18 protein-coding genes and 3 pseudogenes are annotated in these 24,629 nt (G+C 69.5%); 12 read left to right on the top strand and 9 right to left on the bottom strand.

Features of this window, described 5'->3' with window-relative positions; translation table 11 throughout:
- Positions 1-20: 20 nt before the first annotated feature.
- Positions 21-452, top strand: a complete 432-nt coding sequence (locus ACFU8W_RS26850; protein ID WP_384042018.1) for a hypothetical protein — start codon at positions 21-23, stop codon at positions 450-452.
- A 164-nt stretch (positions 453-616) separates the two neighbouring features.
- On the opposite strand, the gene ACFU8W_RS26845 is transcribed toward ACFU8W_RS26850, so the two are convergent.
- Complete coding sequence (locus ACFU8W_RS26845) at positions 617-799, bottom strand: hypothetical protein (protein ID WP_384042015.1); 183 nt, start codon at positions 797-799, stop codon at positions 617-619.
- Positions 800-994: 195 nt separating this feature from the next.
- On the opposite strand from ACFU8W_RS26845, the gene ACFU8W_RS26840 reads away from it, so the two are divergent.
- From ACFU8W_RS26840 to ACFU8W_RS26825, 4 genes and pseudogenes are all read left to right on the top strand, one after another.
- Positions 995-3,244, top strand: a complete 2,250-nt coding sequence (locus ACFU8W_RS26840) for a tetratricopeptide repeat protein (protein WP_384042012.1) — start codon at positions 995-997, stop codon at positions 3,242-3,244.
- A 150-nt stretch (positions 3,245-3,394) separates the two neighbouring features.
- Positions 3,395-3,736, top strand: a complete 342-nt coding sequence (locus ACFU8W_RS26835; protein WP_384042007.1) for a hypothetical protein — start codon at positions 3,395-3,397, stop codon at positions 3,734-3,736.
- Between the two features lie 41 nt (positions 3,737-3,777).
- Positions 3,778-4,068: pseudogene (locus ACFU8W_RS26830) on the top strand (VOC family protein); the annotation flags it as partial.
- 180 nt (positions 4,069-4,248) lie between these two features.
- Complete coding sequence (locus ACFU8W_RS26825; protein ID WP_384042004.1) at positions 4,249-7,041, top strand: AAA family ATPase; 2,793 nt, start codon at positions 4,249-4,251, stop codon at positions 7,039-7,041.
- 395 nt (positions 7,042-7,436) lie between these two features.
- Here ACFU8W_RS26825 and ACFU8W_RS26820 read toward each other — a convergent pair whose 3' ends face one another.
- The 3 genes from ACFU8W_RS26820 to ACFU8W_RS26810 all read right to left on the bottom strand — a co-directional run bounded on the left by ACFU8W_RS26820 (position 7,437) and on the right by ACFU8W_RS26810 (position 9,091).
- The gene (locus ACFU8W_RS26820; protein WP_384042001.1) at positions 7,437-7,934 is read right to left on the bottom strand and encodes a hypothetical protein; all 498 of its coding nucleotides are present in this window, start codon (positions 7,932-7,934) and stop codon (positions 7,437-7,439) included.
- 191 nt (positions 7,935-8,125) lie between these two features.
- A complete protein-coding gene (locus ACFU8W_RS26815; RefSeq protein ID WP_384041998.1) occupies positions 8,126-8,344 on the bottom strand; it encodes a zinc-binding dehydrogenase in 219 nt (72 codons plus the stop codon).
- A gap of 93 nt (positions 8,345-8,437) precedes the next feature.
- On the bottom strand, positions 8,438-9,091 hold the full coding sequence (locus ACFU8W_RS26810) for a TetR/AcrR family transcriptional regulator (protein WP_384041995.1): 654 nt from the start codon (positions 9,089-9,091) through the stop codon (positions 8,438-8,440).
- Positions 9,092-9,223: 132 nt separating this feature from the next.
- On the opposite strand from ACFU8W_RS26810, the gene ACFU8W_RS26805 reads away from it, so the two are divergent.
- On the top strand, positions 9,224-10,234 hold the full coding sequence (locus ACFU8W_RS26805; protein ID WP_384042293.1) for a hypothetical protein: 1,011 nt from the start codon (positions 9,224-9,226) through the stop codon (positions 10,232-10,234).
- A 65-nt stretch (positions 10,235-10,299) separates the two neighbouring features.
- Complete coding sequence (locus ACFU8W_RS26800) at positions 10,300-10,584, top strand: transposase (protein ID WP_384041992.1); 285 nt, start codon at positions 10,300-10,302, stop codon at positions 10,582-10,584.
- A 76-nt stretch (positions 10,585-10,660) separates the two neighbouring features.
- Here the strand turns inward: ACFU8W_RS26800 and ACFU8W_RS26795 are convergent, their stop codons facing one another.
- Together ACFU8W_RS26795 and ACFU8W_RS26790 are read right to left on the bottom strand one after the other, a co-directional pair.
- Positions 10,661-11,530, bottom strand: coding sequence for an alpha/beta fold hydrolase (locus ACFU8W_RS26795; RefSeq protein WP_384041989.1), 870 nt, complete (start codon positions 11,528-11,530; stop codon positions 10,661-10,663).
- 342 nt (positions 11,531-11,872) lie between these two features.
- A complete protein-coding gene (locus ACFU8W_RS26790; RefSeq protein ID WP_384041986.1) occupies positions 11,873-14,590 on the bottom strand; it encodes an AAA family ATPase in 2,718 nt (905 codons plus the stop codon).
- A gap of 694 nt (positions 14,591-15,284) precedes the next feature.
- Between ACFU8W_RS26790 and ACFU8W_RS26785 the strand changes: the two genes are divergently transcribed.
- Positions 15,285-17,525, top strand: coding sequence for an ATP-binding protein (locus ACFU8W_RS26785; protein WP_384041982.1), 2,241 nt, complete (start codon positions 15,285-15,287; stop codon positions 17,523-17,525).
- Between the two features lie 238 nt (positions 17,526-17,763).
- On the top strand, positions 17,764-19,122 hold the full coding sequence (locus ACFU8W_RS26780; RefSeq protein WP_384041979.1) for a LuxR C-terminal-related transcriptional regulator: 1,359 nt from the start codon (positions 17,764-17,766) through the stop codon (positions 19,120-19,122).
- Between the two features lie 221 nt (positions 19,123-19,343).
- Here the strand turns inward: ACFU8W_RS26780 and ACFU8W_RS26775 are convergent, their stop codons facing one another.
- Positions 19,344-19,778, bottom strand: a complete 435-nt coding sequence (locus ACFU8W_RS26775; RefSeq protein WP_384041975.1) for a hypothetical protein — start codon at positions 19,776-19,778, stop codon at positions 19,344-19,346.
- Between the two features lie 571 nt (positions 19,779-20,349).
- Here ACFU8W_RS26775 and ACFU8W_RS26770 point away from each other — a divergent pair.
- The 3 genes and pseudogenes from ACFU8W_RS26770 to ACFU8W_RS26760 all read left to right on the top strand — a co-directional run.
- The gene (locus ACFU8W_RS26770) at positions 20,350-20,925 is read left to right on the top strand and encodes a TetR/AcrR family transcriptional regulator (RefSeq protein WP_384041972.1); all 576 of its coding nucleotides are present in this window, start codon (positions 20,350-20,352) and stop codon (positions 20,923-20,925) included.
- Between the two features lie 169 nt (positions 20,926-21,094).
- A pseudogene (locus tag ACFU8W_RS26765) lies at positions 21,095-21,430 on the top strand (RNA-guided endonuclease TnpB family protein); the annotation flags it as partial.
- A gap of 37 nt (positions 21,431-21,467) precedes the next feature.
- Positions 21,468-21,557, top strand: a pseudogene (locus tag ACFU8W_RS26760) (hypothetical protein); the annotation flags it as partial.
- A gap of 582 nt (positions 21,558-22,139) precedes the next feature.
- On the opposite strand, the gene ACFU8W_RS26755 reads toward ACFU8W_RS26760, so the two are convergent.
- Positions 22,140-24,041, bottom strand: a complete 1,902-nt coding sequence (locus ACFU8W_RS26755; RefSeq protein WP_384041969.1) for an MFS transporter — start codon at positions 24,039-24,041, stop codon at positions 22,140-22,142.
- An 81-nt stretch (positions 24,042-24,122) separates the two neighbouring features.
- Complete coding sequence (locus tag ACFU8W_RS26750) at positions 24,123-24,620, bottom strand: MarR family winged helix-turn-helix transcriptional regulator (RefSeq protein ID WP_384041966.1); 498 nt, start codon at positions 24,618-24,620, stop codon at positions 24,123-24,125.
- Positions 24,621-24,629 lie beyond the last annotated feature (9 nt).

Genomic DNA, 24,629 nt, shown 5'->3' with positions numbered 1-24,629 from the left:
TCGAAGGAGGTGCGCCCGGTATGGATTCGGAACGTGCCGGCCGTTTGGTGTCGGCGCTTCGTGCCCGTGGCGTGATGGCCCATCTGGTAGAGGCAGGTGTCTACGAGTTCGGGATCCGGGTCGTCCTCGACGAGGGAATCGAGGCGCTGTGGGACGTCGACGGGGCCTCGGGGCTCGACGCGGAAGTCGTCAGCGACGGGGTGCTCATCGGCTTCGTACCTCATGTGCCCGGTTCGGAGAGCTTCACCGAAGAGCAGCTCGTGGAGAGCATCGCCACGACGCAGTACTCGGCGGAAGGGCTCCGCCCGCCCAGCGACACGCCCGCCCCGACCCCGCCACCGACCGGCGAGGCCGCGCCGTCGCACGGTCCAGCGGTCACCCCGCCAGTCGCCCGCTACCAGCGCCGGGCGCACTGGATCCGGCGCGGCAAAGAGAACGGTCCTCGGCGCTGACCAGGCACCTGGCGTATCGCCCGATGCGCCCGGCTGCGACGCGGTCGGCCGCCGTCTCGTCAAGGACGTCGTCGCACGCGTTTGGAGCTTTCGGTCCATCGCTGGCGCGCTCAGGACATGAAGGGCAGACCCGTGTCGCATGCCGGCCTGGACAACAGCGCACTTCAGCCTGTGCGCACCGCGCCTCGCTCCCCGGCCCGCACGTCGTCGGCGGCGGCACCGGAGCGAGCAATGTCGACGAGGAAGAAGGAGACGAGGACTGTGCCGACGAGGGATCCGGCCGCCCACACATAGGCGGGCAAGTCATCGGAGACGAACCGGAGTCGTTGTCCGGCAGCATGACACATGTGTTGCCTCGGTACTCGCGACGTACGTGGGAGAACCCGCTCCCCGGACGGCGACACCTCATCTTGTCTCAAGGTGGGCTCACCATATGAGACTCACGGTGAATTTCCATTCCAGAACTGCTACGTTTCGTGACATTCCGAAGCACACCGCCGCCCCTTCAACAGGCATCTGACAGCGCGGCACCAGGGAGTGGAATGAGCAAGGAGACGTTCAGCCGCCTGCTGCGTGAGGCACGGCAGCGGTCTGTGTTCACACTGGAGCGCCTTGCGGAGGCTTCGGGGGTGAGTGTCCGGGCCATCAGCGATATGGAACGTGGCCGGAGCCTTCCGCGCCAGTCGACGCTGAGCGACTTGATGGATGCTCTCGAACTGGACGAGGGCGAGCGTCGGCGCCTTGTGCAGGCGTCCACGTTGCGGGCGCAGCAGGTTCCCCGGCAACTGCCTCCCGATCTCGCGGTGTTCCGTGGGCATGAGAAGGCACTGAAGGCCGTGCACGGAACCATGGACCAAGTTGCCGGGGACGGCAGGCATGTCGTGATCGCCGCGGTGGGCGGTATGGCTGGGGTGGGCAAGACCACACTGGCAGTGCACTGGGCTCACCAGGTGGCAGATCGCTTCCCTGACGGCCAGCTGTATGTGAACCTGCGCGGGTTCGAGGAGTCCTCACGCCCTCTGGACCCAGGTGAGGCCCTGGGAGGGTTCCTGCGGGCACTCGGGGTACCGAGCAGCGACATACCGCCCGGTACCCAGGAGCGCGGTGTTCTGTTCCGGGAGCGGACCGCATCCCGGCAGTTGATCGTCGTTCTGGACAACGCGCGGGACGCCGAACAGGTCAGGCCGCTGCTGCCCCCTGCCGGCTGCCTGTCCCTCATCACCTCGCGGAACCAGCTGCCCGGCCTGACCGCGGCGGAGGGCGCCTCCACGATCAGCCTGGACCTGTGGACACAGGAAGAGGCTCTCGCCGCGCTCGCCGCCCGGATCGGTGACGACCGGTGCCGGTCCGAGCCGGACGCTGCCGCCGAACTCGTCGAACTCTGCGGGTACCTGCCACTGGCAGTCGCCGTCGTCGGCGCGCAGCTGAGCGGAAGCCCACAGTTGTCGTTGCGCTACAGCGTCCGTGAGCTGCGGAAGGCTCGGCCGCGGCTGGACGCCCTTGCGGCCGATGACCGGCGGGTCGATGTCAGGGCCGTCTTCTCGTGGTCCTACCGGGCGCTCGACCAGGAGCCGGCACGGTTCTTCCGATATCTGGCGGCTCATCCCGGACCGGCGGTGTCCGCCGAGGCTGCCGCCTCCCTCGCGGGCGTGGAGATGCCGATGGCGAGGCGGCGTCTGCGTGAGCTGACCGCAGCCAGCCTGCTCTCGCGGGACGCCGAGGGCCGCTACGTGATGCACGACCTGATCCGGGCCTACGGCATCGAACTCATGGAGCAGGAGAAGGACGACCACGTCGGCGCCGAAATCCGCCTGCTGGACTACCTGCGCCACAACGCCTACGCCGCCGGCCGGTTCGTCTCGCGTTTCCCCTCCGAGGTGGGCGATGCACCGGCGCCGGGCGTCGTGCATGTCACCGTCGACCATCGCGAGGAGGCACTGGACTGGTTCCACCGGGAGGAGTCGTCCGTCGCGACCGCTCTGCGCAGCATGCAGGATCCGCGACTGCTCCGTCATCGTGTGAACCTGACGTTGGAATGGATGGGCTACAACGCGGCGGCAGGGCGCTGGGCCGAGGAGGTCTCGGCTTCGCGCATCGGGCTCGACGCAGCCCTTGTCCTCGACGACCCGGTCGCCATCGCGCGGACCAGCGCGCACCTGGCGCGCGCCATGGTCGAGACGGGGCGGATGAACGAGGCTGACGAGCCCATCGGCATGATGCTCGGGCAACTGCGGCGGCTGCCCACGGAGCACCAGGCCCGCGTCGAGCGCAATGTCAGCTTTCTGCGTGGTCGTCAGCAGCGCCACGAGGAGGCACTGCAGCACGCGCGCAGGAGTCTGGCGATCGCCCGCAGGCTCTCTCGGACCGGTGAGATCGCGCGCACACTCATCGGTGTGGGCTTCTGCCTCGCCATGCTGGGCCAGTACCAGGAGGCCATTGCCACGTGCGAGGAAGCGGTGCCCATGCTGCGGGAGGTGAAGGACCGCAGCGGCGAAGCATCCGTCTGGGACTCCATCGGCCTTGCCCAGCAACACTTGGGCCGTCTCGATGCCGCCGCCGTCAGCTACGGGGAGTCGCTGCGGATCCTCGAAGAGGTCCACGACGATTACATGCAGGCTGAAACCCTGGACCACCTCGCATCCGCCCTGCTTGAACTCGGAGACCATTCACAGGCGCGGGCGCACTGGATGCGAGCCGCCGACCTGCTCACCGGTCTGCGTGTTCCTCGTGCCGCGGCACTGCGGGCCAAGGCGGAGGCTGTTCCGCAGTCCGAAGTCCACTCCACCTGCTGAGAAGGCGGCAGGCGCTCTGGCGGACGGCGAGGTGGCCGAGGGACTGGGCGATGCGTCGGCGACAGGAGCCGACGCCCCTGAGTACGCGGTTCCCGAGGTCTGAGTATCTGGGCGGCTGTAAGACGCCGGCCGCCCCCGTTGGATGACGGCATGAACGCATCCACTTCCGTCCCCGCTCCCCCGGTCCAGTCCCAGTCGCCGACGGACCGCACACGGCTGTGGGCCGCCGTGGTCGCCTTCCTGTTCGTGCCGGCGGTCGTGGCGACCGCAATCCTCACGCTGGCCTCGGACCATGCCTCCCGGTGCATCACCTACGGCGAGCAGTGCACCCCCGGGCTGCCGAACTGGCTGGCCGAGTGGAGTGCGGGCGTCGGCGCTGTGTCACTGCTCATCGCACTGGCCGCACCGGCCTTGCGGGTACGGCAGGTGGCGCTCGTCACCCAGAGCCTCGCCGAGGGCACCGCGCTGCTGGTCATCCTCAGCCACGCCTGACCTCACCCGAAGAATCCAGGGGGAGCTCCTCTAAGACCGACCGGCAGGACGTCGCGATGCTGCGGGCCCCGGAGGGCCACGGCCGTATCGAGCTGGCGAGATTCCACACGCCGCGGGCGATCAGCGCCGAACCCAAGGACGCGCCGGCGAACACGCTGGGCATGCGTCGCATCGTGTTCGCGGTCGACGACATCGATGGCGTCGTTGCCCGCCTGCGCACCCACGGCGCCGAACTCATCGGCGAGCTGGCGCAGTACGAGAACAGTTACCGGCTCTGCTACGTCCGCGGCCCTGAGGGCATCGTCGTCGGACTGGCCGAGCAACTCGGCTGACGGAGGCCGAACAGGTCGTTCCACCGAGGAACCGTCCGCGGCACGCCGGATCGACTGCGGGGCAAGCTGCATGCGAACTGCCTGTTCTCGCAGCCGTGGGTCCGGTGGGATGGGAGTCAGGCTCGAGGGCGCCCCCTTGGTCCACTTGGCAACGCTCAACGGCCCGGAACAGGGGCACCCATGAACACGCAGACCCAGAGCGCCTTCTTCTCCGCCGAAGAGGCCGTCCACCACCCGCTGTCGATCGGCGCCACCGTTCCGTACGAGCCGGTGAACGATTCGAGGCTCGTGGGACGTGAGGGCGAGCTGGAGGTGCTGCGGGCCTTCGTGCGCGACGCTCTGACCGACGGTGCCACCCTGGTCGTTCGCGGCGCCGCGGGATCAGGAAAGTCGGAGATCCTGGAAGCCGGTGCCGGGTCGGCAGCCGCCGCCGGCGCGCGGATACTGCGGTGCACCGGCATACGCGGCGGTCGTCCGCCCGAGCTCTCCGGTCTGCTTCAGGTCCTCTGGCCTGTCCTGGGGGATGCGCGTCGGCTCCTGACCGGCCGGCAGTTCCACGCCTTGGAGACGCTGCTGGTCGATGGCGCCCCGGCTCCGCAGGACCGGGGCCGGATGTCGTTCGCCGTTCTCGGCGCTCTTGAGGCGGTCAGCGCCGACCAGCCCCTGCTGATCGTCGTCGACAACTGGGACGCGCTGGACGAACCCAGCAGGGACGTTCTCGCCTTTGTCGCCCGAAGAACCGCAGGCCGACCCCTGGGTCTGCTGATGAGCGCACGCCCACAGCACACCCGTCCCGCGTCTGCGGAGGGCCTTCCCGAACTGCTGCTCCATCCGCTGCCCTGGGCCCAGTCCGCCGCCCTGCTGGCGAAGACGCGTCCGGGCAACGATCCCCGGACCGAGCGTGAGCTGCTGGCGACCGCGGCCGGCAATCCCCTCGCCCTCCTCGAACTTCCCACCCAGGCCGACCACTCCGCTCCCTACCTGCCTGCCTCGTCCGACCGGCTGGCCGCCGCCCTGGCCCCCTGGACCGCACAGCTCCCGGCGGGGACCCGAGATCTGCTGCTGGTGGCGGCGCTCCACCCGACGGCGGACATCCCGGCCCTTCTGTCGGCCGCCTCCCGGCTCGGGGGCGTCGCCCTGGATCTCGCGGCCGTGGAACCCGCGGAACGCCAGGGCATCGTGATGTTCGACGGAATGCGACTGCATTTCAGCCACCCCGCCACCGCCGGTGCCGTGGTCCACGGCACCGGTCCACGGCGTTGCCGCTCCGCCCACGCAGCCCTGGCCGCCGAGCTGAAACAGGGATCCGTCCGGCACATGTGGCACCTTTCCCAAGCGGTGGAGGGGCCCGACCCGGAACTCGCCGCCCGCCTCGAAGACGTGCACGGCCACGCACTGCGGCAGAACGAGCCGGGCACCGCCGTTCGTCTGCTGCGGCGCGCCGCCGACCTGTACAGCAGGCCCGAGGACCAGGGGCGCTGCCTCCTGCGGGCAGCTCAACTGGCTTACGGCGCAGACTGGGTGCGCATGGCGCGGACCTTGGCCCACCGTGCACTGCGCCTCCCGCTGGGACCCCTGGGCACCCTCTGCGCCGAGACACTGACACGGCTGGAGAGCAGTCCCGCTCGACCTGCGGATCCGGCCGCCTGGCCCACGCCCGTCGGCGCCGCCGAACAGGACAGTGCGCTGGAGTTGGCCCAGCTCGTAGCCCCCACCGTCACGAAGGACATCGAGCGCGCGGGCGCACTCCTCTCCTTTCTCGACCGGCTGCCGGACAGGGCGGACGATCCACGGCTGCTGCACGCCATGGCCACTGCGATGCCGCTGCGACGATCCTCAGCCGTCATCGAGCGCCTGCCCGACGCTCTTGGGCGCGGCGACCTGCCCGTACGAGACCTTGAGCGCCTGGGGGAAGCGGCCCTGCTGACCGGTGCGCCCCTGCAGGCTCTGGATCTGCAGCGGCAGGCGGAGCGCCGCTGCCGTTTCCACGACCTGCACGACCTCATGCCCGGCGTACTTCTCCGGCAGGGACTGTCACACCTGGTGACCGGCAACTGGGGGCAGGCCGAACGGGCGTTCCGGCGCTGCGGTGAGAGCGCCGAGGAGCGCGGCCACGACCACCACACGACCGCGGCGGGGCTCCTCGAACAGCTCACCCGAGGTCTGCGCACCGGCACCGTGGTGTCGTGGGACGATGCGCGGGCGCGCGACGTCGCGCGGCGGTCCGTGGCCGCGATGGACGACATCGTCGCCGTCAGCACCGGGTGGGCTCAGGTGGAGAGCGGCGACTTCGCCGCCGGCTACACGACCCTCGCTCGCCTTCTCGCCGCCCCCTCACCCTGTACCGCTGCCCTGTTCGCCCTGGTCCCCTTCGCAGAGGCGGCGGACGCCGTGAACGCGGTGGACGAGGCACGTGCGAGGCTGTGGCAGCTGGAGCGGGATCTGGGGCCCGGGCACGCCCCGATCGTCTCGGTCGGACTCGCTGTGGCACAGGCCGTCCTGGCGGACGATCAGCACGGCGCGCCGCTGTACGAGCGGGCCTTCGCCATGGACCTGTCCCACCACCATTTCCTGGAGGCGTCTCTGCGCCTGGCTCACGGGCGGTGGCTGCGACGGCGGCGCGAGTTCTCCGACTCCCGCGTCACCTTGCGCCAGGCGGCGGCCACCTTCGCCATGATGGGAGCGGAGGCTCGTGTCGCGCGGATCAGCGAGGAGCTACGGGCCTCCGGGGAGAGTGCGGGGACCGTCACTTCGGGTGTGCCCCGGCCGGCGCCGGCCGCGGGACTGCTCAGTGCGCAGGAGCTGCGCATCGCCACCCTTGCCGGTCAGGGGCTCTCGAACCGTCAGATCGGTGCGGAGTGCGGCCTGTCACCGCGGACGATCGGGTCCTACCTGTATCAGATCTTTCCCCGGCTGGGCGTGACAACGCGGGCTCAGTTGGCCACGGCCCTGCGGAACGAGCCGGTCGGCTGAGGCGTACGACGGTCTGGGCGGGTCACTTGGTGTCGTGGTTCGCGCGGATGGTTATATGCGTGGCTGCGGGAGCCGTTTCGAGGTGACTGTGGGACTGAGTCCTTCCGCCCCGCTCACACCAAGGCTCAAGCCGAACAAGCCCGGGCCAGCTGACCGGAGGCCAGGCGGGGGGCCGGTCAAGGGTGACCGAAGGTCATCGCCTCAGGCGACGCCGACGGCGCCCTTGACGGGATGTTCCAGCTCTTGTCATCACGCGGGCGGCCCCGCAGCCTCCGAGTAACTGTCGGCTGCCGTCGAAGCCAGTTGTTCGACAATGAAGGCAGTCGGTTCGTGGTGCGTGACAGCGAACACAGTCCGCTCGGACGGGGTGATGCGGACATCCAGCTCGGGCAGCCTCACAGAGACATCCAGCAGTAGAGCTGTTCGCTGGCTTCGCGAGCCCGCCTGGCGAGCAGGATGAGCTCTTCGGCCAGCGGCTGCAGGTCTTCGACGCGCGTTCCGCGCAGTTCCTCTGCTTGCACCCACCTAGCGACAATGGTTGGCACTTCGGAGTCGCCCACTGCCGCCAGAGTGTCCCGTGCCAGAGGATGGAGTTCTGACACCCAAGGCCCCGTTACCCACGGGTTGTCCTCGTCCTCAAGGTTGTCCGAGCCGGGGGCTGGGGAGGTCGGCCACACGGTCGTCTCCTCGACCAGATCCACGCGCCAGGGAATCTGCTGGATGGCAGCGATCAGCTTCGCCAGGATGACGGCCGGGTCCACGCGCTTGGCTTCGACTCCGTCGAAGACAGGACACTCCGGGCCCACGAGTGGGGACCCGCCATCCGTCTGCTCCAGCGCTTGCACAACCGATGCGGCGTCCGCCGCGCGGAAGTAGTCGGTCAGAACACCCATCGTTTTGCTCCCAGCCTCCGGTTCGTCGAGGCAGTAGATCAGACACCGCCCGGAGCACGGGCGCCGAGAGCAGTCCGGCGGCCCGAGGTGGATTCGAGCAGCTCAGTCGATTGCTGTCCTTGGACAGGGAAGCTACCGGGAGCACGGTGCCGAACCCCGGTGGGTGGCCGTCGCTGGCGACAGGTAGCAGGTCAATTACGAACGACGACCATCTTGCCTTTTGCTTCGCCGGACTCCATCATGCGATGGGCTTCGTGTATTTCGTCGAAACGGAACACTCGAGAGGGCTTCGCCTTGAGGCGGCCCGCCGCCACTTCTTCCGCGATCGTCTGGAGCGTCGTGCGCCCGCCAGGGATTACGGGACAGCCCTTAATGCTCCAGTCGTAGATCGCGACCTGACATAGCGCCATCTACGTTGAATCGGCTGCCGAGGATGATGGCCGGGTGCATCGGCATGTTCCGGATCTACTGTTTGTTCAGCGGATGCCCCAGTTGAGTCGGCTTCACGGATGGGTGTGTTGCTCGGCGGCGTCGAACGCGGGCGCGAGCGGGGCCAGCGCCGTGCGGAGCTGGTCGGGCAGTGAGCCGGAGGGCACGACCAGTCCTCCGGCGCCGAACTCGGCGGCCTCTGCGTTCCCGGTCGGCCGGAGCCAGCCTTCCAGTGCGATGCGAACTGCCGCGGCCACGCTTGCCGCGAGAACGCGGGCTGTGTGCGCTTCGGCCTCGTCCAGGCGTTCGGCGATCACCGCCGTGAGAGGGGGCTCGATGCCGGCGGTGGTATCGAGGAACGCGTCGCGCAGCGCGGTCTGGGTGGTGATCAGCAGCAGCGCCTTGTGTTCGCGCTCGCCGGTGTTCGTGTACTGCTCGACCACTGCTTCGGTGATGGCGTCTGCCAGGCGCACTCCTGCGGGCCGGGCCGCGACCGCCGCGGCGATGCGCGCCTCCCGGTCCGCGGTAACAGCGGAGACGATCGCCTGCTCGCGGCTGGCGAAGTAGTTGTTGTAGGTGCGCGGCGAGACCCCGGCTGCTTCGGCGATGTCCTCGACCCGCACCCGGTCCGGTCCGCGCTCCACGGCCAGGCGCAGGGCCGCCTCGCGTAGCGCCTCGCGCGTGGCCTGCTTCTTCCGCTCCCGCAGCCCTGGTGGTGGTGTCGTCACGGTGTCAGCGTTCCACACAGGGCTGCGCACGCGCAAAGTTGCGCGTACGCAAACTTGCGTGCACGCACTTTTCCTGTCAGCCTCGACCCGACCGAGACCGACAGAGAGGACGTCACCATGCGAGCAAGAGGAATGACCTACGACACCGGATTCGTCGTGCACGGCCAGATATCCCGCGAGCACTTCGACCCCGCGGTGGTCCGGCGCGAGCTCGCCATCATCCGCGGCGACCTGCACTGCAACGCGATCCAGATCATCGGCGGCGACCCGGACCGACTTGAGCTGGCCGCCGGTGCCGCCGCCGAGCTCGGCCTGGAGGTCTGGTTCTCGCCCTATCCGCTGGAGCTGGATCCGGAGCAGATCCTCATGCTCTTCCGCGACTGCGCCGAGCGAGCGGAACGGCTCCGGCAGCAGGGGGCCACAGTCGTGTTCGTCGCAGGGGTCGAGCTGAGCGTGATGAACCGCGGGTTCCTGTCCGGAGAGAGCCCTGAGGAGCGGGTCGAGCAGCTGATGAGCCAACCCGAGCGGCGGGCCGAAGCGATGCGCGAGCTCGGCGGGCGCATCAACGCCTTCCTCCGCGAGGCCGCGGCCACGGTCCGCGAGCGCTTCCAGGGCAAGCTCACCTACGCATCCATCCAGTTCGAGCAGGTCGACTGGACTCCCTTCGACATGGTGACGTTCGAGCTGATCCGCTCCGCCGAGGTCGCCGACCGGTTCCGGGACGCGGTGCGCACCCTGGCCCAAGGCTCGAAGCCGCTCGCCATCACCGGGTTCGGCACCGCGGCCTACCGCGGCGCGGGAGACCGCGGTGGACGGGTGCTGGAAGTGGTCGAGTACGACCCGCAGACCAAGGCCCCGGTACGCCTGAACGGCATATACGAGCGTGACGAGGCCGGCCAGGCCGCATATCTGAGCGAACTGCTGGAGATCTTCGAGACCGAGGGCGTGGACAGCGCGTTCGTGTTCCTGTTCGCCTTGCCCGGCTACCCGCACCGCCCGGACGGCGACCCCAGGAACGACTTGGACCGGGCCGGCCTGGGCATCGTCAAACTCCTCGAAGGGCGCCGGGGACAGACCTACCCCGACATGGAATGGGAACCCAAGGCCGCCTTCACGGCCGTGGCGCAGCGGTATCGGAGGTGACAGGCCCCGCACACGGTGACCACGGCTCGGGATCTGCACTGGGGCGCAGTACAGATCCCGAGCAGATGGAAGCGGTATTCGCCGAACTCGCCGCAGACCTCGCGCCGGTATACCGCCGCCGCGACCTGCGGGCCAACGGAGTGTTCTACCTGCGCGGGTTACTGATGCCGGGCGTTGTGGGCAGCTGCTGGTCGATCGCGGAGGCAGTCGGCCTGGACCGGCCGTATCGCCTGCACCACCTGCTCGAACGCGCCCGCTGGGAGGAGGACGCCGCGAGAGACGTGGTGCGCGCGGCCGGCCCACCGAATTTCTCAATAACGATCGGACGCATAACCGTTCTCCTGAAATGAAAAGGCAGCCTGCTCGTTTCCCTGGCCGGAACAGGTTTCCGCGAGGCCGGCCGCGCCACGGCGTCCTGTGACCGCGTCAGGCGATGGCGTGGCTGAGGAAGTCGCGAATGTGCTGGGTGATGGTCTCCAGATGGCTCTCCAGGGCGAAGTGCCCGGATTCGATCAGGTGGATCTCGGCCTTGGGCAGGTCCCGCTGGAAGGCGTTCGCGCCCTCCGGGCCGAAGATCTCGTCGTTCGCGCCCCAGACGGCCAGCAGCGGCACCTGGGAGGTGCGGAAGTACTGGTGCACGGCCGGGTAGAGGTCCACGTTGGTGGGGTAGTCGCGGAAGAGCTTCAGCTGGATCTCGTCGTTGCCTGGCCGGTCGAGCAGCGCCTGGTCGTGGACCCAGTTGTCGGGGCTGACGAGGCTTTGGTCGGCTACGCCGTTCACGTACTGCCAGCGGGTGACCTCGGCGGTCAGCGCGCCGCGCACCGGTGCTTCGGTTTCCGGACCCGGTGCCTTGGCGTAGGCGAACAGGCCGTCCCAGAACGGCTTGACGAAGCCGTCGTTGTAGGCATTGCCGTTTTGAGTGATGATCGCGGTGATGCGCTGCGGGTCCTGCAGCGCAAGCCGCCACCCGATGGGTGCGCCGTAGTCCTGTACGTACATGGCAAACCGGTTGACGCCCAGGCGGTCGAGCAACCCTGAGGTGATCTCGGTGAGGGCGTCAAAGGTGTAGGGGAACTCATCGACGCTCGGCATCGCCGACTGGCCGAAGCCGATGTGATCGGGCGCGATGATCCGGTAACGGTCCGAGAGGGCCGGGATCAGGTTGCGGAACATATGCGAGCTTGTCGGAAAACCGTGCAGCAGGACCACGACGGGCGCCTGAGGGTTACCGGCCTCCCGGTAGAACACCTCGAAGCCGTCGACGGCCACGGTACGGTGGTGCACGGCGTATGCCATCGCTCTGGCCCTTTCGTTCAGCACGACACGAAAGCCGAGCCGGACAGCGGCACAGCCCCTGAACCGGGCGGGGCGCCGTGGAAGCGGGACGGCAGCGGTGAGTCGTCCGCGTGGTCGAATTCCTCATGTGGTGGTTGTCCGATGCTTGCTGTATCCCGCACCCGACTGCCGCCAGCCAGCCGACCGTCTGATCACCAAGCGAACCTCAGCGACCGCCCTGCGGCAAGTCGGGACCAACAAGTTCGACAAGTCGGGACCAACAAGTTCGAACCGTCAACCGCTGGGGCCAGCGTGCCCCTCCTCCGCGCGCGTCGGCCCACGGCAGCATGCGGGCTGTGTGTGTCAGCGCGGGTCCAGCTTCTCGGCGAGCTGCGCGCGCGAAGTGACGTCGAGCTTGGGGAAGATCTGGTAGAGGTGCGAAGCCACGGTGCGGGGCGACAGCTGAAGGCGCTCTGCGATGGCCCGGTTCGTCAGCCCCTGGGCCGCGAGGCGGGCGATGGTGAGTTGCTGCGGGGACAGGACCTGGGCCGCGGTGTTCCCGGACTCGGTGGTGTCCGCCAGGCCGGCCGCCCTCAGTTCCGCGGCCGCCAGCTCCGCGCGGGGCATGGCCCCGAGGGACCGGAAGACGGACTCGGCCGTGGTGAGGGGTGCGCGTGACTCGAGAACACGGCGCCGGCGCCTGAGCCACACGCCATGGCTGAACTGCGTCATGGCGTACAGCAGGGGCCACTGTTCGGACCCGTCGCCGAGTGCCGCGCGGTAGCGGTTCTCCGCCTCCTCGTCCGGGGCCAGGACCGCGCCGGCGTAGTCCAGAATCCTTTCGAGCAGGGGCGACCGCCCTGTCCGGGTCCGGTGATCGATCTGCTCGACGACTGCCCTGGCGTCGTCCGCCTCCCCCGCGGGCAGCGCCGCCTCGACGAGGAAGGCCAGTCCCCAGAACTGCTCGAACGAGTATGGCGTCAGCAGTTCGGTGAACGACGCACGCAGTTGGGTGTAGGCCTCGGCGTACCGTCCCGTGCCGGAGGCCGTCAGAACCCGGGTGAGGGTGGCCAGGCTCAGGTGCTGCCCCTGGCCGAGGTGCAGGGATGCCTTGTCGATCTCCGCAGCGCATTGCCGGGCTCTGTCGTGCCGTCCCTGCAGGGCCGCGAGGACGCCTTGGGCTCCGATGGCCCGGACTGCGAAGTTGCGGTGCTCCAGTCCGGTGGCGATCATCCGGCCCTCGGCGGCCATCGCTTCAGCAGTGCGCCATTCGGAGCCCCGCCAGATCTCGCCCAGCGCCCTCGCCGCGAGGATGTGCGGCAGCCGTCCGTGGCGGCCGTCGGCACGGGCGGCTGCTTCGGCCTCCTGGAGGAACACCGCCGCCTGCGCGAGGTCGCCGGTGAGATGGGCGGCCTGGCCGAGGAGCAGCCGTTGGTCAGGGTCGGGGGGCTCCGATGTCTGCAGGGGCAGGTGGCTGACCGACAGGGGATCGGTCAGCGCCAGGACAGCGATGTCGCGTGTCCCCCATGGTGGCGTCCGCAGTTCCTTCAACGTCCGCACCACCAGGTCGCGGTCGGTGGCGCCGGCCTGCTGCCACCAGCATCGGCCTGCGGCGGCGTGCAGCAGTTTCTGCGCGAGAACGGGATGTGCCGGGGCCACGGCACGGGCCGCGGAGCACAGTTGCGCGATCCGTTCACGGCCGACGGGCAGATTCCCCGGCACCAGGTCGTGCAGCCACAGCAGCATGGCGCTGCCGAGGTCTCCGAGTTCGTCGGGATCGATGCCACGGGCGTGCTGACGGGCCTGCTCCACCAGACCGTGGTGGCACGCCAGTTCGGCGGCGCGGAGCAGGCGGTCCGCTCGGCGTTCCGGGTCCGCGGACAGCCGGGCGGCGCATTCGAGTGCTGCCAGGGCTCTCAGCAGGCCGGCGCCCGGCCAGGGACCTTCGGCCAGTGATTCCAGCCGCTTGGCGAGTTCTTCGTCAGCACCGGTCACGCACTGGGCCGTGTGCCAGGCCGCGTGAGCGGGGTCCGTGACGCTCTGGCCGAGCGCCGCGTGGGCGGCCATGCGACGTGCGGCCGAAGCCGTGTGCAGGACCGCGGTGCGGATGAGCGGCTCGGGAAACCGGATGTGGTGTTCGCGTACGCCGACGAGACCGCGCTCGGCGATCTCCGCCAGTCCGGCCCGGGCCGCCTGCGTACCGCCCGGCAGACACGCGCCGGCGTCCAGGATCTCCTGGACGGCCGAGGAGGTGCTCAACGCCGCGGTGAGCAGGACACCATGGCCGGCTGCCGACAGTGCCCGCAGGTCCTCCGCGTACGCGTCGGCCAGGCGGGGGGTGGCGGGGAGCATGCCGAAGCCGGCCGCGTCCCTGAGGCCGTTGCCGCCGAGCGACAGCTCCGTGAGCGCGAGCGGATTGCCCTGTGCCACGGCGAGGACGAGCTCGGCTTCCGCGTGGGCCGCGGACGGCCGGGAACGGTGGACGAGTTCACGGGCCTCGGCAGCGGGGAGGGGGGTGAGAACGGTGGTGAGTGCGTCGGCCGGCAGCCAGGCCGCCGGGGCGGCTCGCTCGGCGACGACCAGGCTCACCTGGGTCGGCCCGCACAGCCGGGCCATGTGACCGATGGTGTCACGGCTCGCCGCATCGAGCCGGTCGAAGTCGTCCACGCAGACCAGGACGGGGCCCGGCGCCAGGGCCAGCAGGCGCAGCGCGGACCGTGCCAGGTGCTCCGGCTCCGGTTCCGGTTCCGCGGCGTAACCCGCGAACGCCGACTCCAGCAACGAGCGTTGCTCCGGAGGCAGTTGACGAAGTCGCGGCAGACGGGGACGGAGCAGTCCGTGCAGTGCGGCGTAACGCAGTCCCCGTTCGTCGGGGACCCAGGACGTCGACAGTACGGGGACTTCCTGGCGTGCCGCCGCGTCCACGGCGAACCGTACGACGGCGGTCTTCCCGATGCCCGGAACGCCGCTCAGGTGCAGGATTCGACCACCATCGGACAGGCCGGCCAGGAATGCCGACACCAGATCCCGCTCCCGCTCGCGGCCGATCAGGCCGCTGCCGCCCGGAGTGCGTGCACCCATGCCATGCCCTCCCCCACCCAAGTGTTCCTATCGCACACGTGTCGTCCGCGGAGTCCTCGGCCGGGTAGCCGGTCGGTCTCCGGACCACGGCCATCGCACCTGTCCGGCGCAGAAAAACTTTAACATTCAGGTATGAACCCTGGGCGCCGTAATCGCGGCTCCGGCGGGGCTCGAGCCGGCGCCGCCAGCACGGTCGGCAGCCATGTACAGGTGGCGGACACTGACGTCGCTCCCGTGCTCGCGACGGCCGAAGACCCGGTCGATGGGGTGGCACTCGCGTGCACCGGGCAGTTCCACAACGAGCGGGATCGTCCGGTGCGAGGCCGGAGCCCGGCGCCCGGCACCGGGCACTCGGGGCCCGGTCGCATTCCAGCGGTCGCATTCCAGCGGCCGTCGGCGCCCACTGCCGTACGGGGTCGGTGAGGTCGGCACCGCCGGATCGAACACGCCCTCCGGGCGAGCCGAGTCGGGCCGGCCACGTTCACGGGCAGCTCCTGCACAGAACCGCCGGTGCCTGCTCCGGGCGGCGTGCTCAAGGCAGTTGCGAGGCATTGCCGTTGTCCCACGAGTGCGCTCCGCTCCGGCATTCACAACTTGCTTTAACGTCCATTCCACAACTGGTAGGTTCGCGGTGTTCGCACGTGACGGCACTGGTCAGGGAAGGGCTCCCAGGGCACGTCCCTCGGGGGTGGAGATGGACAGAACGGCGTTCGGCCGGCTGCTGCGTGAGGCGCGGCAGCGTTCGCTGCTGACGCTGGAGAGCCTCGCCGAGGCCTCAGGGGTGAGCGTCCGGGCCATCAGTGACATGGAGCGCGGGCACAGCCTGCCGCGGCAGGCGACGCTGAGCGAGTTGATGGACGCCCTGGAGCTGGACGGGGACGAACGGCAGCGGTTCGTGGAGGCGTCGGCGCGGCGCACGGGGCAGGTTCCGCGGCAGCTGCCGCCCGACCTCGTGACGTTCCGCGGCCGGGACGAGGCGTTGGCTGCCGTCCACGGACTCACCTCGCAGGTCGCCGGGCGAGGAGGGCATGTCGTCATCTCCGCGATCGGTGGCATGGCGGGTGTCGGCAAGACGACGCTCGCCGTGCGGTGGGCGCATCAGGTGGCGAACCACTTCCCGGACGGGCAGCTGTATGTGAACCTGCGCGGTTTCGAGGACTCCGGACAGCCTCTCGACCCCGGTGAGGCCCTGGGCGGGTTTCTCGGTGCGCTGGGGGTGCCCAGCGGCAGCGTACCCAGCGGCACCGAGGAGCGCAGTGCGCTGTTCCGGGAGCAGACGATGTCCCGGCAGCTGATCGTCGTACTCGACAACGCACGGGACGCGGAGCAGGTCAGGCCCTTGCTGCCGGCCTCCGGGGGGTGCCTGACGATCATCACTTCGCGCAATCAGCTGTCCGGTCTGGCTGTGACCGAGGGCGCCTCCATGCTCAGTCTGGACGTGTGGACCCGTGAGGAGGCGCTGGCGGCTCTGGCCGCGCGGATCGGCGAGGAACGATGCCGGGCGGAGCCGGAGGCGGCATCCGAGCTGGTGGAGCTGTGCGGTTTTCTGCCGTTGGCGGTCGCGATCGTCGGTGCGCAGCTGAGCGCTGCTCCGCAGGTCCCGCTGCGGATCGGGGTGCGCGAGCTGCGCGAGTCCCGGCCTCGGCTGGACGCCCTGTCCGCGGGTGGCCGACGAGACGATGTCCGCGCGGTGTTCTCCTGGTCCTACCGGGCCCTGACGCCTGAGACCGCACGGTTCTTCCGGCATATGGCCCTGAGCCCCGGGCCGTCGGTGTCGGCGGAGGCCGCCGCCTCGCTCGCGGGGACCGGGATGGCCGCGGCCCGGCGGCATCTGCGGGAGCTGACCTCGGCGAACCTTCTCTGGCGTGACGCGGAGGGCCGATACGTGCTGCACGACCTGGTACGGGTCTACGGCACCGAGCTCGTCGAGCAGGAGAAGGACGACCGTTTGCGGGCCGAGATACGTCTGCTGGACTACCTGCGCCACAACGCCCACGCGGCCACGCGTGTTCTCGACCGACGCCCCGGATTCGAAGTGCCCGCCCCCTCGGCCGAGGATGTGACGAGTGTCGTGGTCGACACCCGCGAGGAGGCGCTGGAGTGGTTCCGTCAGGAGGAGTCGACCGTCGCGGCCGCCCTGCGCTCCATGAACGATCCGCGGTTGCTGCGCTATCGCATGTACCTCACGCACGACTGGGTGAGCTACTACTCGATCATGGGCCGCTGGGCCGACGAGATCTCGGCCAAGCGGATCGGTCTGGACGCGGCCCTGGTACTGGACGATCCGACCGCCATCGCCAGGAACTGTTCGAGCCTGGCTCGCGCACTGGCCCAGACGGGCCAGGTCGAACAGGCCGAGGAGCAGGTCGGTCTGATGCTTGGCCAACTGCACCGGCTGACCCCTGCGGAGCAGGCCGCCACTGAGCGGAGCATCGGCTGGGTGCGTGGCCGGCAGGGGCGCCACACCGAGGCACTGCACCATGCCAGGCGGGCTCTGGCGCTCTTCCGGACGCTCGGGGACCGCGGCAGCGAGGCTCGCGAACTCAACGCCGTCGGCTGGTACCTGACGCTGCTCGGCGATCACCGGCAGGCCATCGCCATGTGCGAGGAAGCGCTCCCCATGCTGCGGGAGGCCGGGAACCGCCGGAGCGAGGCGGCGACCTGGGACAGCATCGGGTATGCCCGGCAGCGCCTGGGCAAGCTCGATGCCGCGATCGCGGACTACCGCAGGTCCCTGCGTCTGTACGAAGAGGTTCTCGACAGTTACAACCAGGCCGACGTGCTGGATCACATCGCGTCGGCCCAACTGGAACGCGGAGACGACGCGGAAGCACGTGAGAGCTGGACACGAGCCGCCCGGCTCCTGAGCGCGATCGGCGATCCGCGCACCGAGGAGATGCGGGCCAGGGCCGGGGCGCTCGACGAGGCCCACTGAGAGGTGACGCGCCGCTGCGATGACAGCCGCCGTCCGACGCATCCGCGGCCGTCCGCGCGAAGCAGGCCCCGGGATGACGCCGCCCGTCGTCTGTCCTGAACCGGCTTCTCCCCTCCGCGGTGGCAAGCTGCACGCGAACTGCCTGGTTCTGCCGGCGTCTCTCCATTGGGATGGGTGCAGACAAAAAAGGGCGCTCCCTGGGTCGGAGGGGACCGTTCACCGCGGAACAGGGGCATCGATGAACATGCAGACCAGGCTCTCCCCTCCCGCCGCCGGAAAGGCGGGTCAGCACACGCTCTCGCTCGTCGCCCCTCTTCCCATGACTGCGCCGGGGAGCCCCTGGCTCGTCGGCCGTGATCCGGAGCCGCGGGCGCGCCGGGACCTCCTGCGCGGGGTGACGGTCCACGGGGCGGCCCGGGTGGTTGGCGGCCACGCCGGTTCGGCCGAGTCGGCCCTGCTGGAAGCCACCGCCGGGTCGGCCGCCGATGCCGGTATGCGCGTGCTGCACTGCGCCGGCGTACGGAGCAGCAACCCGTCCGGCCTCGCCGGTCTGCTCCGGATTCTCCGGCCGGTCCTGAAGAACCCTGGCCGGACCCTGGCAGCGGGGCGGCTGGAAGCCGTGGAGATGCTGCCGGTCGGCACCGCCCCCGACCAGGGCGGCCTGCCGCGGCTGTCCTTCGCCGTTCTCGGCCTCCTGGAGTCGGTGGGCGCCGTGCGCCCCTTGCTGGTGACCGTCGACGACCGGGACGCACGGGACGAGCCCGGCGGGTACGTGCTCTCCTTCGTCGCCCGTCGGACCGAGGGCCACCCGACGGCTCTGCTGATGAGCGCGCGCCCGCACCGTACGCGTCAGGTCTCCGTCGCCGGTCTTCCGGAGACGCTCCTCGGCCCGCTCGCAGCGGCCCCGTCCGCCGAGTTGGATGCGTTGCCCTACGCGTCGGCGTGGTCCTACCGGCCGGTCTCCGCCATGGCGCCGGGTGCCACGCGCCTTCCCTCGGGAACACGGGATCCGCTTCTGGCGGCGGCGCTCCGCCCGGCGGGAGACCTTCCTCCGCTCCTGTCGGCCGCGCCACGGATCGGTGGCGTCAGGCAGGGCTTCGCGACGTCGGAACCCGCCGAATGCGAAGACCTGGACCGGGACGCGGAGGCCCTGTTCGCACGAGCCTTTGCCGGGGACCTGTCCCACCGGCCCGTCCTGGAGGCGCCGTTGCACCTGGCTCAAGGGCGGTGGTTGCGGCGCCGTCGTCGGTACGCCGGCTCCCGTGCCACCCTGCTCCGGACGGCAGCCACCTTCACCGAGATGGGCGCCGAGGCACGCACCGGGCGGATCACCGAGGAGCCGCGGGCATCCGTCGAGCGCCCGGAGGGCGGCGCCGCGGACGCGCGTCAGCCCGCCGCGGCCCCTGGCCTTCTGACCGCCCAGGAGCTGCGGATAGCCCAACTCGCCGGCCGTGGACTGTCCAACCGTGAGATCGGCGAACAGCTCGGTCTCTCACCACGAACCGTGGAGACGCACCTCTACCGCATCTTCCCCCGGCTGGGTGTGACGGCGCGGGCGCAGCTCACCCAGGTGCTGAGGGACCAACACGGGGGCTGAAGGCATCCCGGTCATCCGAACCACCGGCTCTGTACGCGAGATCGGGCCTGTCTGCGGGTCCCCTTCGCGGTGCCCGGCTCCGAGAGCGTTGCCACGCCGCCGGCTCCCGAGGCCGGCGCGACTCGGGGACACGCTCGCGCCTGCCTGCCAGTCACACATGTATGTCAGGAGACACACTCAGGCGCCTCACCCACACACGCCTGTCATCCGCGCACACGTCCTCACGTCCGTGTCTGCTCGTCCGGGGGGCCGTCTCCCGCGTCGGCCGCCGCGTAGAGGTCGCGAATACTGACGTCGGCTCCGAACTCAAGCCGGCGGAAGACCCAGTCGATCGGCCGGCATTCCCGTGCGTCGGGCAGTTCCACGACGAGGGGGACGGCGATAGGGGAGACCATCGGGTCCTGCCGCCAGGCTCCTCCGACGTGACGGGTCAGTATCTCGCCGATGTAACAACCGAACGCGATGAGGGATTCGGCCATGTGCTCGCCCGTGACACCTTCGGCACGGAAGCCGTCGACTATGTCCTCGACCAGATCGATGCTCTCGGGGCTGTAATCCAGTTCCGCACCGCTGATGTCGGCCGCGCTCGCGACTATGGCAGCCGCGTGCCGGGGCGCGCTACCGGGCTCCAGAGGGGGGTTCAGGTGCTCCTGCATGTTAGTCCTCGGACTGTTGCCGTCAATGTCGTCGAGGCTAACCGCAGAACACCCGGCCAGACATGCCTCTGGTCATATCGATATGGAACCCGATCGTGCCACGGATGGCCACACCATGGGTGGGCAGCAGGTTCTGGCCCACATTTCGTGCAGGATCCCGCTCCTTCTCGCCACCAGGAGACCGTGCGTGAGATGAGGCGGCATACATTGCGTGAGCAGTTTCGAATCCGGTCGGCCCGCGATGACACGTGGGAAGGGCACCCCACCTGACGCGCCCGCCACTGCCGTCGAGAGGGGGCAGCATCCTCAACGTAATGTTCGCCGAATCCGAAACTCACCTACAAACCTGCACAAGCAACGAAATCAACCGGCGGCTTCACGTTTACAGTCGATCGACTCATGCTCGCTGAGAGCCGCCGTGCCAGAGTCAGAACGGTGTTCCGTTCCCACACCCCCAGTAACCCCCGGCCGGCAGATCGAGCGGGCACCCCACCGGACGCCCCGCCCGCCTCGGGCCCTGACCATCGCCTTCCCGCACGCCCGAGGACTTCGCCGACGAAAGGATCTCGCTGTGGCACGCCCTCGTGAATTCGACACCGACGTGGCAGTGGAACAGGCCATGCGCCTGTTCTGGAGACAGGGCTATCACTCCACGCCGGTGCCACAGCTGACGGAACTGCTGGGAATCGGCAACGGCAGCCTGTACGCGGCGTTCGGTTCGAAGGACGGCCTCTACGCACAGGCCCTGAAACGCTACTGCGACGATCTGGTCGCGGCTCTCGACCGGGACGTCCGGGCCGGTGCCGGCATCCGTACGGTGTTGCGAGGAATCCTGATCGCGATGGTCACGACCGACGCGGTGGACCGGCAGCACGGCTGTCTGCTCGTCAACGCGACCACCGAGCGTGCAACCCACGACGGCACGGCGGAGCAGGCGCACGCGACCATGACCGCCATGGAGTCCGTGCTGACCGGGGCATTGGAACGCGCCAGGGACCGGGAAGAACTGGGCAGCGAGCACAGTCCGGTGGAACTGGCCCGCTTCTTCATCACGTTCATCCAGGGTCTTCGCGTGATGGGCCAGGCCCGCGTCGACCGGACGTTCCTGGAATTCGCCGTCACCGGAGCGTTGAAGGCACTGGACTGAGGCCGCACGGCAGCCCAGCCCCTGACGTCCGTCGCGAGCGCACGGGCCGACCGGCCTGTCAGCCAAGTGACCGCGGCGCTGCCGCCCCCGTCCATCGGGTACTCGACGACCCTCCCGCACAACACACATGACTCACCTGGAGCGCCTGACAGATGTCTCCCTGCCTCGCCCCGTCCGCCCGGGCCGTTGGTCGTTCTCCAGCCAACAGGCGACGCTGCGGCGTCCGGGCAAGGCGTTCGCGGCGTTCTTCCGCCGTATCAAGGCCAAAGATAAGCCCGGATACCCGCGCTTTCGTGGACTTGGCCGGTTCGACACGGTGGCGTTCCCCAAGGACGGCGACGGCTGCCGCTGGGATGCCACCCCGCACGACCCGGTGGCCCGCGTCCGCCTGCAAGGTGTCGGGCACGTCAAGTTGCACCAGCACCGGCCCGTGGTCGGCCATGTCACAACCGTCTCGGTCAAGCGTGAGGGCAAGCGCTGGTATGTGATCCTGGCATACCACCAAGGAGAACCGGCCCACACAAGCAAAGTTCCACTGCGTCGCCTGCGGCCACAGCGCGCACGCGGACACCGTCGGTGCTCTCAACGTCCTACGGGCCGGGCTGATCCGTCGCGAAGCCCAACCGGCATAGCGAGAAGCCCTCTCAATGAGTCTCACGTGTGCCTGGAGCGGCGCCAACTGGGCAGGTGTCACACAGGTCTGACGGGTGCTCACCAGGGGTCGCTTCATCTTGTCGACGACTCCGTGGAGACCCTCATCGTCGTCCCCCGGCCGGCATCGAGGGCGTTGCGCATGGCACCGTCCGGAATGAGTGACAGTCGTCCGACGGGAGGCATGTGAACACGTGCAGCAGCACGCACGGTGCCGGGTACGGCCAGCCTCTCGCCCTGAAGCGTGAACCCCGCATCAGATGGGAGCCGTTGAGCCGCTGGGACAACTCTCCACGGAGGTGCATCGCAAGGCGGAGGGACGTCCGCATACTGGATGTATTCAGATGTTCCGACAACGCGACGAGGTGCCGTAGCTGTCGTCGCGCGCCCGCCAGGAATTACGGGACGGCCCTTGGGTCAGGACCCACTTGAGCAAGCACGCACGTCGTACGAGGACCACGTACGGACATGCCGCATCTGCGAGACCGGACGCAGGGGCGGGAGCGGTACGGCGACGGTGTGCCGCTCCCCCGGTCGGGGACGGCAACCGTCGCCGTACACGGTCAGCCCGCGGGCGCCGTCAGCCGGACGTCGTGGACGACCGACTCGTCGTCCACCACGATCGTGGACGTCTGCGGCTGGTAACCGTCCGCGGAGGTGATGAGGACGTACTGCCCGATGCCGGGGACGTCCAGCGTGTACGAGCCGTCGGCCTGGACGGCCGACCAGCTGAGCTCGCGGCCCTCCACGGTGGTCAGCGTGACCGAGCCCTGCGGGGCGGGCGCGCTCTCGGCGACGCGGACGCGGCCGCGGACCGCGATGCCGCCGGGTGCGCCGGAGGCACCGGCCGCATCGGGAGCACCGGAAGCGGTGGCCCGCACGGCGGCGTCGACGGCCGTCGCCGGCACGGGCGCCCCGGCGACGGCCTCGGCGTCCTGCACCGCCAGGGCGGTCTGGTCCAGGCCGCTGGAGGCGCGCAGCGGAACCTCCTTGATGAACAGCGTCACCAGGAAGGCAATCAGGGCGATCGGGGCGACGTACATGAAGATGTCGCCGATGCCGTGCCCGTAGGCGCTCTCCAGCCACGTGCGGACCGGGCCGGGCAGCATGTCCAGGTCCGGCAGCGCGCCGCTGCCCGATGACTTCGCGGCCGCCGCCTGGTCCTGCGGGCCGAGCTGGGTGATGGTCTCGCGGGCGTAGTGGCCGATGCGGGTGGTGAGGACCGAGCCGAGCACCGAGACACCCAGTGCGCCGCCCAGGGAGCGGAAGAAGGTGACCGTGGAGGAAGCGGAGCCCAGGTCGCTCGGGGACACCTGGTTCTGCGTGCACAGCACGAGGTTCTGCAGTGTCATGCCGACGCCGAGACCCATCAACGCCATGCAGGAGGCTATGTACAGGTACGAGGTGTCGTAGCGGAGCATGCCCAGCAGGGCCAGACCAGCCGTCAGCAGGATGCCGCCCGTCAGCAGCCAGCCCTTCCACTTGCCGGTACGGGTGATGATCCGGCCGGAGACCGTGGAGGAGACGAACAGGCCCGCGATGAACGGGATCGTCATGACGCCCGACTTGGTCGGGGAGTCGCCGCGCGCCAGCTGGAAGTACTGGCTGAAGAAGACGGTGCTCGCGAACAGCGCGATGCCGACGAAGAGGGAGGCGACGGAGGCGAGGGTGATGGTGGGGTTGCGGAACAGCCGCAGCGGGATGATCGGCTCGCCGGCCTTCGTCTCGACGAACAGGAAGATCAGCGCCAGCACGATCGACGCGCCGACCAGCGTGTACGTCTGCCAGGACAGCCAGTCGTACGTGTCGTCGGCGAAGGTGACCCAGATCAGCAGGACGCAGACGGCCGCGGTGACGAAGAAGGCGCCGGCCCAGTCGACCTTGACCTGACGCTTGAGCACCGGCAGGTTCAGGGTCCGCTGGAGCACGACCAGCGCGACGAGCGCGAAGGGGATGCCGATGAAGAGGCACCAGCGCCAGCCGAGCCAGCTGGTGTCGGTGATGACGCCGCCGAGGAGCGGGCCGCCGACGGTCGCGACGGCGAAGGTCGCGCCCAGGTAGCCGGAGTAGCGCCCGCGCTCACGCGGGGAGATCATCGCGGCCAGGACGACCTGCGCCAGCGCGGACAGACCGCCGCCGCCCAGGCCCTGGATGACGCGGGCGGTGATCAGCGTCGCGGGGTTCGGCGCCAGGCCGGCCACCAGGGACCCGATGGCGTAGATGACCAGCGCCGACTGGACCAGGATTTTCTTGCTGAACTGGTCGGCGAGCTTGCCCCACAGAGGGGTGGACGCCGTCACCGCCAGCAGGGAGGCGGTGACGACCCAGGTGTAGGCGGACTGGCCGCCGCCGAGGTCGTTGATGATCCTCGGCAGCGCGTTGGTGACGACCGTCGAGGACAGGATGGCGCAGAACAGGCCGAGCAGCAGTCCCGACAGCGCGCGCATGATCTGTGGGTGTGTCATCGGCGCGTGGGGAGATCCTCCTCCGTGGTGGGCGTGAGCCCGCACACCGGCCGGGGTGGTTGTCATGAGGTTTCTTTTTCCTTACGTGGTGACTGCGGATGTACGCGGGGACCGGGCGCCGTCCTCGGGCGGCCCGGCACGCGGGTCGCTCCGCGGGTCGTGGAAGCTGGCCCGGAGCCGGGCCATGAGCCACGTCAGCCGGCGGACGTCCTCGTCGCTCCAGTCGTTCGGCCGCTGGGCGAGCAACTGGGCGGTTCGTTCGGACAGTTCCGCGAGCCGGGCCCGGCCCTCGGGGGTCAGCCGCAGGATCCGCGAGCGCCCGTCCGCCGGGTCGGGGCTTCGGTCGATCCAGCCCAGGGCGGCCAGGTGCGTGACGTGGCGGCTGGTGACCGACATGTCGACGGCGAGCAGTTCCGCGAGTCTGCCGATGCGCATCTCGCCGTCACGAGCGAGCAGCGTCAGCACCGTGGCGGAGCCGCTGGAGCAGCCGTCCGGGAGGATCCGGCCCAGTTCCCGCCGTACGCATCCGACGGCGCTCAGCTGCCGCATCAGCTCTTCGTACTGAGCTCTATCGGCCACACATACCTC

This window comes from Streptomyces sp. NPDC057565 (assembly GCF_042801455.1).
Lineage (GTDB): Bacteria > Actinomycetota > Actinomycetes > Streptomycetales > Streptomycetaceae > Streptomyces > Streptomyces yanii.
Note: the sequence above shows the minus strand (reverse complement) of the source record. Positions and strands in the feature narration are given on the sequence as shown.

Coding starts and splice junctions, on each gene's coding strand:
- ACFU8W_RS26850 (WP_384042018.1), top strand. CDS start 21: ATGGATTCGGAACGTGCCGGCCGTTTGGTGTCGGCGCTTCGTGCCCGT.
- ACFU8W_RS26845 (WP_384042015.1), bottom strand. CDS start 799: ATGTGTCATGCTGCCGGACAACGACTCCGGTTCGTCTCCGATGACTTG.
- ACFU8W_RS26840 (WP_384042012.1), top strand. CDS start 995: ATGAGCAAGGAGACGTTCAGCCGCCTGCTGCGTGAGGCACGGCAGCGG.
- ACFU8W_RS26835 (WP_384042007.1), top strand. CDS start 3,395: ATGAACGCATCCACTTCCGTCCCCGCTCCCCCGGTCCAGTCCCAGTCG.
- ACFU8W_RS26825 (WP_384042004.1), top strand. CDS start 4,249: ATGAACACGCAGACCCAGAGCGCCTTCTTCTCCGCCGAAGAGGCCGTC.
- ACFU8W_RS26820 (WP_384042001.1), bottom strand. CDS start 7,934: ATGGGTGTTCTGACCGACTACTTCCGCGCGGCGGACGCCGCATCGGTT.
- ACFU8W_RS26815 (WP_384041998.1), bottom strand. CDS start 8,344: ATGGCGCTATGTCAGGTCGCGATCTACGACTGGAGCATTAAGGGCTGT.
- ACFU8W_RS26805 (WP_384042293.1), top strand. CDS start 9,224: ATGACCTACGACACCGGATTCGTCGTGCACGGCCAGATATCCCGCGAG.
- ACFU8W_RS26800 (WP_384041992.1), top strand. CDS start 10,300: ATGGAAGCGGTATTCGCCGAACTCGCCGCAGACCTCGCGCCGGTATAC.
- ACFU8W_RS26795 (WP_384041989.1), bottom strand. CDS start 11,530: ATGGCATACGCCGTGCACCACCGTACCGTGGCCGTCGACGGCTTCGAG.
- ACFU8W_RS26790 (WP_384041986.1), bottom strand. CDS start 14,590: ATGGGTGCACGCACTCCGGGCGGCAGCGGCCTGATCGGCCGCGAGCGG.
- ACFU8W_RS26785 (WP_384041982.1), top strand. CDS start 15,285: ATGGACAGAACGGCGTTCGGCCGGCTGCTGCGTGAGGCGCGGCAGCGT.
- ACFU8W_RS26780 (WP_384041979.1), top strand. CDS start 17,764: ATGAACATGCAGACCAGGCTCTCCCCTCCCGCCGCCGGAAAGGCGGGT.
- ACFU8W_RS26775 (WP_384041975.1), bottom strand. CDS start 19,778: ATGCAGGAGCACCTGAACCCCCCTCTGGAGCCCGGTAGCGCGCCCCGG.
- ACFU8W_RS26755 (WP_384041969.1), bottom strand. CDS start 24,041: ATGACACACCCACAGATCATGCGCGCGCTGTCGGGACTGCTGCTCGGC.